Raw genomic sequence first — 9,350 nt, forward strand, 5'->3', positions numbered from 1 at the left:
ACTCCGGGGCGCGCCGGGGGGGGGGGGGGGGGGGCCCCCCCCCGCCCCCTAACCCGCCGTAATCACAACTTAATCCTATTCCTTGGGGGGGGGGGCGGCCGCCGGGGGGGGGGGCCCCCCCCCCCCCCTGACCGCCGCCTACCGCGGGTTGTCGGTGACGCTGATCGAGAAGAGCCGCAGTTTCGGCGGGTCCACGGCGCGATCGGGCGGCGGCATCTGGATCCCCAACAATCCGGTGCTGCGGGCGGCGGGCGTTCCCGACAGCCCGGAGCTTGCGCGCACCTATCTGAAAGCCGTTGTGGGCGACCGTGTTCCGGAGTCGAAGCAGCGTGCGTTCCTGGAGCAGGGACCCGAGATGATGCGCTATCTCGGTGCCCGCAGCCGGTATTGGGACTTCGTCTACGATCGCGGCTATTCCGACTACCACCCGGAGTTCCCGGGTGGTCTCGCCCAGGGGCGCAGCATCGAACCGGCGCCGATCGACGGACGGCTGCTGGGCGGCGACCTGCACAAGATCAATCAGCCGACCATGGCCGGTCCGAAGGGAATCGCGTTCACGGTCAGTGATTTTCACGATCTGAACATGATCGCGCGCACCTGGTCGGGCAAGCGCACCGCGGTGAACGTGGGCGCGCGGGCGGTGGTGAACAAGCTGCGCGGGCGGCTGCCGCTGAGCCTGGGCAAGGCCCTGGCGGCGCGACTGTGGCTGTCGCTGCGCGATGCCGGGGTGCCGGTGTGGCTCGAGACCCCGCTGACCGAGCTGGTCGTGGAGGGCGACGCCGTGGCCGGAGTACGCGCGGAACATCAAGGGGCCCCGGTGCTCATCCGCGCCCGCCGCGGTGTCGTGCTGGGGGCGGGTGGCTTCGAGCACAACCTCGACATGCGCAGGCGGTATCTGTCCGGTCCGCAGTCCACGGAGTGGACCGTCGGCGCCACCGACAACGTCGGCGAGGGGATCGCGGCGGGCCAGAAGGCCGGGGGCGCAGTCGATCTCATGGACGACGCCTGGTGGGGGCCGTCGGTGCGCAATCCGGACGGGCCGCCGTTCTTCTGCCTGGCCGAGCGGGCGCAGCCGGGCGGCATCATGGTCAACCACGCCGGTGAGCGGTTCGTCAACGAATCGGCGCCGTATGTGAACGTGGTGCACCGCATGTACGAGCAGCACGCCACCGGGGTGGGGCACATCCCGGCGTATTTCCTCATGGACCAGCGCTTCCGCGACCGGTACCTGTTCCTGGGCACCTTCCCCCGGCGGCCGATCCCGCAGAAGTACCTCGATGCCGGAATCATCAAACAGGCCGATACGCTGGCGGACCTGGCCGCGCAGCTCGGCATGGCGCCCGCGACGCTGGCCGCCACGGTGGAGCGGTTCAACGGCTTCGCGCGCGGCGGCCGCGACGAGGATTTCGGCCGCGGCGATTCCGCCTACGACCGCTACTACGGCGATCCGACGGTGCGCCCGAATCCGTGCCTGGCCCCGCTCGAGCGCGGTCCGTTCTACGCGGTGGAGATGGTCCCCGGCGACCTCGGCACCAAGGGCGGGCTGGTCACCGACGAACACGCGCGGGTACTCGACGACAACGGCCGCCCCATCGCGGGACTGTATGCGGCAGGCAATAATTCGGCCGCGGTGATGGGCAACGACTACGCCGGTGCGGGCGCCACCATCGGTCCCGCCATGACCTTCGGCTACATCGCCGCGACCCATCTTGCGGGCGCGGCGACGACCGACGAGAGCGAGGAGTGATCATGGGCAGGGTCGACGGCAGGACGGTCCTGGTGACCGGCGGCGCGCGGGGGATGGGTGCGGCGTTCGCGCGCAGGCTGGTGGCGGAGGGCGCCTCGGTCGTGCTGACCGACGTGTTGGCCGAGGAGGGCAAAGCCGTTGCGGCGGAGCTGGGTTCGGCGGCATCGTTCCTGCCGCACGATGTCACCGACGAGGCCGCCTGGCTCGATGTCGTGGCACATGCGGAGGCGGCGTTCGGCCCGGTGTCGGGGCTGGTCAACAATGCCGGGATCGTGCACGTCGATCCGATCGCAGCCCTGTCCGAGGCCGACTATCGGCGGGTGATCGACGTCAATCAGGTCGGCGTGTTCCTCGGCATGAAATCCGTTGTGCCCTCGATGCGCCGGGCGGGCGGCGGCTCGATCGTCAATATCTCCTCGATCGGCGGCATCATCTCCTTCACCAACATCCTCGGCTACGTGGCGTCGAAATGGGCCGTGCGGGGCATGACCAAGGCCGCGGCACAAGAGTTCGGCCCCTGGGGGATTCGGGTCAATTCGGTCCATCCGGGCGTGGTGGCCACCGAGATGACCGCCGATTCGGCGCGGTCGAACTCGATGTTCCACGATCAGCCGCTGCCGCGCGCCGGAACCCCGGAGGAGCTGGCGAATCTCGTGCTGTTCCTGATTTCCGACGAGTCCGGCTACAGCACGGGCTCCGAATTCGTCGCCGACGGCGGCTTCACCACCCAGTGAGAAGGACATTCCCGTGCAGACATTTCAGGACAGGACCGCCGTGATCACCGGCGCGGGCGCGGGGATCGGCCGGGCGCTGGCGCTGGAGCTGGCGCGGCGCGGTGCCCGGCTCGCGCTGTCGGGCCGCAATCTCGACAACGTGGCCGAGACCGCCGCGCTGTGCGAGAAGGAGGGTGCCCGCGCCCGCGCCTATCGACTCGACGTGACCGACCGCGCCGCGGTGTACCGGCACGCGGAGGAGGTGGTCGCCGACTTCGACCGGGTCGATCTGGTGGTGAACAACGCGGGCGTCTCGCTGACGGCCGATGTCGAGGAGCTGAGCTGGGAGGATTTCCGGTGGATCGTCGACATCAACTTCTGGGGCGTGATGCACGGGACCAAGGCGTTCCTCCCGCACGTGATCGCCTCCGGGGACGGGCATATCGCGAATGTCTCCAGCATGTTCGGGCTCGCCGCGTGCCCGAGTCAAAGCGCCTACAGTGCAACGAAGTTCGCCATGCGCGGCTTCACCGACGCGCTGCGGCAGGAGATGAAGATCGCCGGGCATCGCGTGGGTGTCAGCTCGGTGCACCCGGGGATGATCAAGACCGGCATCGCCTGGAAGGCCCGCGCGGGCGGAGACCGTGACCGCGACGCGCTGGCGGCCAACTTCGACCGGCTGGCCAAGACCAGTCCGGAGCGGGCGGCGCAGGTGATCCTGGCCGGGATCCGCAAGAACAAGGCGAAGATCCTCGTCGGGACGGATGCGCGGGTGATGGATTGGTTGCCGAGGGTCTTCGGCTCCGGCTACCAGACACTGCTCACCGCGCAGATGAGGAAGGAACTGTCCTAGATCGATTGACGACCGAAACCCGCCGGACCCGGCCGCGAGCGGTCGGTGTACTGGATGTCGGCGCCGCGCAGACGAATCCAGACAACCGGAAGGGACACCGTGTCCGTCACCCTCGAAAGCCCACGGCAAGAACAACTTTCGCCGCCGCGCTGGGCGGGCGTGTGCTGCCTGTCGCTGGGCATCTTCCTCATCGTCACCAGCGAGATCCTGCCGGTCGGACTGCTGAATCCGATCGTCGCGGACTACGCCGTCTCGTTCGGCGTCGGCGGGCTGCTGCTGACCCTGCCGGGCCTGACGGCTCTGGTGAGCGCGCCGCTCGCGACCATCGCCACCCGGCGCCTGGACCGCCGCCGCATGCTGGTGGTGTTCCTGCTGGTCCTGGCGCTCGCGAACCTGCTCTGCGTGCTGGCGCCCACATTCTGGCTGGTGCTGGTGGGGCGGGCGCTGGTCGGACTCGTGATCGGCGGCTATTGGTCGATCGGCGCCGGATTGTCGCCGCGGCTGGTGCCGCCCGGCTCGGTACCGGCGGCAACCGCGATCTTCTTCGCCGCCGTTCCCGTCGGATCCGTGCTGGGCGTGCCGCTGGGCACGCAGTTGGGCCAGGCGTTCGGGTGGCGCCTGCCGTTCGCGGTGCTGTGCGGGTTGTCGGTCGTGGGCGCGATCGCGGTGCGGTGCACGCTGCCGCGGCTGCCCGCGCTTCGGATGACCAGTGCCGGTGTGCTTTTCGGGCTGTTGCGCGGGCAGGGCACGCGGACGGGACTGGTCGTGACCGCGCTCGTCGTGATCGCGCATTTCGCGGCCTACACCTACCTCGCGCCGTTCCTGCGCGATGGCGCAGGGGTGGGCGAGGGCACGGTCGGGGGGTTCCTGCTCGTCTACGGCGTGGCCGGGGTGGCCGGATCCTTGGCGGCCGGTCGCACGCTGGCGCGCAGCCTGCGGGGCACCCTCGCCGTCAGCGCCGGTGCGATCGCGGTGGCGACGCTGCTGCTGCCGGTGATCGGCCGCTGGCCCGTGGGTGCGCTCGTGCTCCTGATCGTGTGGGGCGTGGCCTACGGCACCGTCCCGGCCTGTTCGCAGACCTGGTTCGCCCGCTCGGCACCGCACGCTCCCGAAGCCGCCGCAGTGCTGTTCACCGCCTCCTTCCAGGCGATGCTCGCGACGGGCGCATTCGTCGGCGGCCGCATCGTCGACGCGTCATCGACCGCCGCGGTGATGGTGTGCGCCGGTGCGCTGGCGGTGCTGACCATCGTCGTCGTGGGTGCCGCCCGCAATCCCGCGCGGTGAGCGGCGGCGTTCCGAATGGCTTCGGACTCGCGGCCGAGAGCGACCAGTGGAGCCGCAACCTGCGGATCGTTCTCGACGGGCTCGCCGGGCGCCCCTAGCGTTGTCCCGAAACTCGAGATGGGCTGTCCGGCAATATGTTCCGGGTAGTCGGCGCGTCACGAGGTGCGGAACGCTCGGCGGTAGGCGCCGGGAGTCGTGCCCACCTGGGAGCGGAATCGGCGGCGCAGGTTGACCGCCGAGGTGAGGCCGACGCGGGTGGCGATGGCGTCGACGGGGAGGTCCGTCTGCTCCAGGAGGGTGCGGGCCTCGGCGATGCGGCGCGAGAGCAGCCAGGCGCCGGGACTGGTGCCGAGCTGATCGGCGAAGCGGCGGGCCAGGGTGCGGGACGAGACGTTGAGATGGGCGGCGAGATCGTCCACCGACAGCGGCGTCGCCAGGCGCTCGCCCGCCCAGTCGAGGAGTCCGTCCAGCGCGTCGGCGGGCGGCGCGGGCGGCGCGTACTGGACCTGGCCGCCCTCGCGGTGCGGTGGCATCACCATGTGCCGGGCGAGGAGCGCGGCGTGCGCGGCGCCGTGGTCCGACCGCACCAGATGCAGGCACAGATCGATGCCCGCGCCCGCTCCGGCGCTGGTGGCGACGTCGCCGTGGTCGACGTAGAGCCGGTCCGGCTGCACCCGCACCCGCGGGAACTCGCGCTGCAGTTGTTCGGCGCGCGCCCAGTGCGTGGTCGCGGAGCGGCCGTCCAGCAGTCCCGTCGCGGCCAGCGCGAACACGCCCGAGCAGATCGTGACCAGCCGTGCCCCGCGGGCATGGGCCCGCAGCAGCGCGCGGCGCACCCGGGGCGTCGGCGGCGTCTCCACCGGCGTCCAACCGGGTATCAGCACGGTATCCGCCGACGCGAGCGCCGACAGGCCCTTCGACACCGAGATCGCGTACCCGGCCGACGTCGGCACCGGGCCGGGTGTCTGCGTGCACACCTCGAACTCGTAGTGCCGGGGCACCCCGGCCCGCTCGGTGCCGAAGACCTCGACGGCGCAGCCGAGCTCGAACGTCGACTGCACCGGCCGCACCAGAGCCACCACGCGATGCATGGCAGAAAAGTACCCCATGACGTCTTTCATGACACTGTCCGGGTGTCGTCGCGTGCGGCAGCGTGACAGGTATGCACCCTGAAATCCTTGCCCAGGAGGGCTACACGTCCGTCGCCGTCACCGATGCTCCCGTCCGCGAGATCTTCCCCGGAATCCGGGTGCGGCCCCTGTGGAAGGGATCGTCCGGAGCGCACGCCAATGTGCTGGAGATGGATCCGGGCACGTCGTGGCCGCGGCGCGACGTCCACGAGCCCGGCCCCGAGGAGGTCTACGTGGTCGCGGGCACGTTCAACGACGGTGCGCGCGACTACCCGCCGGGGACATTCCTGCACGCTCCGGCCGGGTCCTGGCATGTGCCCGCGACCACGACCGGCTGCACCCTGTTCGTCTTCTACCCGGAGGGCTAGAGGTCGGCCGCTCCCTCGCAACCCGCTGCCAGGGAACGCAATTCGTTCTTGCGGACCTTTCCGCCGATATTGCGGGGGAGGGCGTCGACGAACCGGATCCGGCGCGGGATCTTGTATCCGGCCATGCGGCCGCGGGCCCAGTCGAGGATCGCGGTGGCGTCGGCGCGCGCGGGATCGGCGGGTACGACGAACGCGACGCCCACCTCGCCGAGCCGGGGGTCGGGCACTCCCACGACGGCGGCATCGCGAATATCGGGATGCCCCAGCAGGATTCGCTCGATCTCGGCGGGGTAGGCGTTGAAGCCGCCGACGATGAACATATCCCCGAGGCGGTCGGTGACGCTCAGGTACCCGCTCTCGTCCAGGACGCCGATATCGCCGGTGTGCAACCAGCCCGCGGGGTCGATCGCCGCGGCGGTGGCCCGCGGATCGTCGAGGTAGCCGTGCATGACGTTCGGCCCGCGGACGACGATCTCGCCCGCCGTGCCGGGCGGCACCGGGTCTCCGTGCGGGTCCAGGATGCGAATCTCCGAGTCCGGCAGGCGTTTTCCGACCGTGGCGGCGACCAGTTCGGCGGGCGCGTCCGGCGGGCAGACGGCCACCACGCCCACCGATTCGGTGAGCCCGTACGCGGTGAACACGTGCGGGATTCCCAGGTCGCGGCGCAGGCGCTCGAGCAGCGCGGCGGGGATCGCGGCCCCGCCGGTCCCGGCCAGCCGCACGGTCGGCCACCGCCGCCCGGTCTCGACCAGATCGGCGAAAAGCGTTGGCGGACCGGCGAGAACGGAGATGCGCTCGCTGTCGATCAGCCGCGCGACCCGTGCCGGATCGAAACGGTCGACGGGCACCATGGTGGCCGCGCGCAGCAGGCAGGCGACGATTCCGGCCTTGTAGCCGAAGGTATGCGAGAACGGATTGACCAGCAGGTATCGGTCGCCTCGGCGCAAGGTGACCACCGTTGCCCAGCGGTCGAAGACGGCGAGGGTCCGGCGATGCGTCGTCAGCACGCCCTTGGGTGCCCCGGTGGTGCCCGAGGTGAACAGGATGTCGCTGATCGCGTCGGGTGGCACCGAGGCCGCGCGGTCGATGGCGTCCGCCCGCGTCGTGCCGCGCCCGTTGTCGATGAAGGCCGACCACGGCACGAGCGGACCCGGCGACGTGCCGAGACCTCCGGGAGCACCGTCGGACAGCAGCACCAGTGATTCGAGACCTGTTGGTGGGCAATCGGTTTCGGCGAGCATGCGGGGATAGTCGGTCCCCAGGAATCCACGCACCGTGAACAGCATCCGGCATCGGGTCCGCGCCAGGATCTCGGCCGCCTCCGGCCCGCGCAGCCGGGTGCCGATCGGCACCAGCACGGCCCCCGCGCCCAGCAGTCCGAGCGCCGTGACGATCCACCGCGCGCTGTTGGGCGCCCAGATCGCCATCCGATCGCCGGGGTGTACGCCGACCGCCATGGCCGCGCGGGTGACGTCGAGCGCCGCGCGATGCAGCTCGGCGTAGGTCATCCGGCCGTCCGGCCCGGCGAGAGCGTCGGCGGCCGGATATCGCCGCGCCCGATCCGCGAGCAGTCCGGGAATCGTCTGCGCGTCGATCGGGGCCGCCTCATCGCCGGTCGACACCGCTTCCGGCCGGTCCATGAACCCCATGCTGCCGCACGCCGGACCGCCCACCGTGCCATTCACACGGTGAGTCCCGATCAGCGGGATCGCGGAGCCCGGCGCCGGACTCAGCCGGGCAGCCAGGCGCCGAACGGAGTCGGAGGCAGCGCCCGGACGACCACCATCAGCGGCCCGCACCAGAACTGGTCGGAGGCGCAGACGAAGTCGCCGTACTTGTCGTAATTCCAGCCGACGCCGCGGTAGGACCAGGTCAGGCCGTCGTCGGAGGGGCTGAACGGGCACTGGTTCGGCGCCAGCCCCTTGCACGGTCCTTCGACGCCCCACGGGCCGACCGGATACGCGGCAGCCGGTCCGGCGAACGCCACGCTCGCCAGTCCGGCGGCACACAGGCCCAGCAGAATTCGGTTGATCGCTCGCCGCATGGTCCTCGCTCCTCTGCGGTCGTTGCTCCGACCCTGATGCCGACAATAGCCCTCGTCGGCCGCCGTGGATACCTATCCGGCGAGCTCGCGTCCATCCTGCTGAGCGGGACGTCGGCTACGGCCGACGGCCGGGCGGGCGGCACTCTCGTCGTATACCCGGCGGCGGCGGATGCCGGGCAGATTCCACGACAGCGAAGGAGTGCCATGAGCGCGGGAACCGAGCTCGCCCATCGACGCGAGAACACCGCCGCCACCGTCGTCGGGCTCGACGGCACGTGCGCGTTGTCGCGAGAACGGATCGGCGGCAAGGCATGGAGCATCAACCACATGCGTGCCTTGGGCCTGCCGGTGCCGCCCGCGTTCGTCCTGACCACCGACGCCTGGGCGGACTTCACCGCGCGCGGGGAACTCGCGGACACGCTGTGGCGCGCGGTCGGCAGCGGCATCGCGGAGCTGGAACACGGCACCGGCCGCACCTTCGGCTCGGTGCGCAAACCCCTGCTGGTGTCGGTGCGGTCGGGCGCGGCGGTCAGCATGCCGGGCATGATGGACACCGTCCTCAATCTCGGCATCAATACCGATGTTGCGCAGGCGCTGGCGGTCGAGACTCGAAATCCCGCCTACGCCAACGATACTCACGAACGATTCCTGGCGCAGTATCGCGAGACCGTGCTCGGTGATCCCAACGGCGCGGTGCCGCACGATCCGTGGCAGCAGTTGCGGGCGGCGATCGTCGCGGTGTTCCGGTCGTGGGATTCCCCACGGGCCGAGGCGTATCGGGCCAACCGCGGTATTCCCCACACGCTCGGCACCGCGGTGACGGTGCAGGCCATGGTGTTCGGCAATCTGGACGAACGCTCCGGCACCGGGGTCCTGTTCAGCCGCAACCCCAATACCGGCGACGGCCCGGCCTACGGCGAATGGCTGTCCGGTGGGCAGGGCGAGGACGTGGTGTCGGGCCGCATCACGCCGCGGCCGCTGGACGAACTCGCCGGTACCCAGGCCGAGGTCCACGGGCGGCTGCTCGCCGCGGCCGAGCTGCTCGAACGAGACGGCCGCGATATTCAGGACATCGAGTTCACCGTCGAATCGGGCACGCTGTGGCTGCTGCAGTCGCCGGGGGCGCGCACGGGCCCCCCCCCCGGCCGGGGGGGGCGCGGGCGGCGAGGGGGGGGGGGGGGGGGGGGGACCCCGCCCCGCCCCGGGCCCCG

The 9,350-nt window shown here is 71.0% G+C and carries 9 protein-coding genes; 6 read left to right on the top strand and 3 right to left on the bottom strand.

The genetic code is table 11. The features are described from left to right. Window positions 1-82: 82 nt before the first annotated feature. The 4 genes from QH290_RS36800 to QH290_RS36815 all read left to right on the top strand — a co-directional run bounded on the left by QH290_RS36800 (window position 83) and on the right by QH290_RS36815 (window position 4,597). Entirely contained in the window at window positions 83-1,747 is a 1,665-nt protein-coding gene (locus QH290_RS36800) for an FAD-binding protein (RefSeq protein WP_280388028.1), read from the top strand. 2 nt (window positions 1,748-1,749) lie between these two features. Next, complete coding sequence (locus QH290_RS36805; protein ID WP_280388030.1) at window positions 1,750-2,481, top strand: glucose 1-dehydrogenase; 732 nt, start codon at window positions 1,750-1,752, stop codon at window positions 2,479-2,481. A gap of 13 nt (window positions 2,482-2,494) precedes the next feature. After that, window positions 2,495-3,313 carry an SDR family NAD(P)-dependent oxidoreductase gene (locus QH290_RS36810; protein WP_280269754.1) on the top strand — a complete coding sequence of 273 codons (819 nt, stop codon included), beginning with the start codon at window positions 2,495-2,497 and terminating at the stop codon, window positions 3,311-3,313. A gap of 99 nt (window positions 3,314-3,412) precedes the next feature. Further along, window positions 3,413-4,597, top strand: coding sequence for an MFS transporter (locus QH290_RS36815; protein ID WP_280388032.1), 1,185 nt, complete (start codon window positions 3,413-3,415; stop codon window positions 4,595-4,597). A gap of 155 nt (window positions 4,598-4,752) precedes the next feature. Here QH290_RS36815 and QH290_RS36820 read toward each other — a convergent pair whose 3' ends face one another. Then, entirely contained in the window at window positions 4,753-5,688 is a 936-nt protein-coding gene (locus QH290_RS36820; RefSeq protein WP_280388034.1) for a GlxA family transcriptional regulator, read from the bottom strand. Window positions 5,689-5,759: 71 nt separating this feature from the next. On the opposite strand from QH290_RS36820, the gene QH290_RS36825 reads away from it, so the two are divergent. Beyond that, the gene (locus QH290_RS36825) at window positions 5,760-6,095 is read left to right on the top strand and encodes a cupin domain-containing protein (RefSeq protein ID WP_280269757.1); all 336 of its coding nucleotides are present in this window, start codon (window positions 5,760-5,762) and stop codon (window positions 6,093-6,095) included. Here QH290_RS36825 and QH290_RS36830 read toward each other — a convergent pair. Both QH290_RS36830 and QH290_RS36835 read right to left on the bottom strand, forming a co-directional pair. Continuing rightward, complete coding sequence (locus QH290_RS36830) at window positions 6,092-7,735, bottom strand: AMP-binding protein (RefSeq protein ID WP_280388036.1); 1,644 nt, start codon at window positions 7,733-7,735, stop codon at window positions 6,092-6,094. The two genes, QH290_RS36825 and QH290_RS36830, sit on opposite strands and share 4 nt — an antisense overlap. 89 nt (window positions 7,736-7,824) lie before the next feature. Then, window positions 7,825-8,139, bottom strand: coding sequence for a hypothetical protein (locus QH290_RS36835; protein WP_280269759.1), 315 nt, complete (start codon window positions 8,137-8,139; stop codon window positions 7,825-7,827). A gap of 204 nt (window positions 8,140-8,343) precedes the next feature. Here QH290_RS36835 and QH290_RS36840 point away from each other — a divergent pair. Continuing rightward, on the top strand, window positions 8,344-9,350 hold a 1,007-nt coding region (locus tag QH290_RS36840; RefSeq protein WP_280388038.1), incomplete at its 3' end, for a PEP/pyruvate-binding domain-containing protein.

Origin of the sequence: Nocardia wallacei (genome assembly GCF_029869545.1) — a bacterium.
Classification (GTDB): domain Bacteria; phylum Actinomycetota; class Actinomycetes; order Mycobacteriales; family Mycobacteriaceae; genus Nocardia; species Nocardia wallacei_A.

Bases quoted from the DNA above. Each gene is read 5' to 3' on its own strand.
- QH290_RS36820 (WP_280388034.1), bottom strand. From the start codon at position 5,688: ATGCATCGCGTGGTGGCTCTGGTGCGGCCGGTGCAGTCGACGTTCGAG.
- QH290_RS36825 (WP_280269757.1), top strand. From the start codon at position 5,760: ATGCACCCTGAAATCCTTGCCCAGGAGGGCTACACGTCCGTCGCCGTC.
- QH290_RS36835 (WP_280269759.1), bottom strand. From the start codon at position 8,139: ATGCGGCGAGCGATCAACCGAATTCTGCTGGGCCTGTGTGCCGCCGGA.
- QH290_RS36830 (WP_280388036.1), bottom strand. From the start codon at position 7,735: ATGGACCGGCCGGAAGCGGTGTCGACCGGCGATGAGGCGGCCCCGATC.
- QH290_RS36805 (WP_280388030.1), top strand. From the start codon at position 1,750: ATGGGCAGGGTCGACGGCAGGACGGTCCTGGTGACCGGCGGCGCGCGG.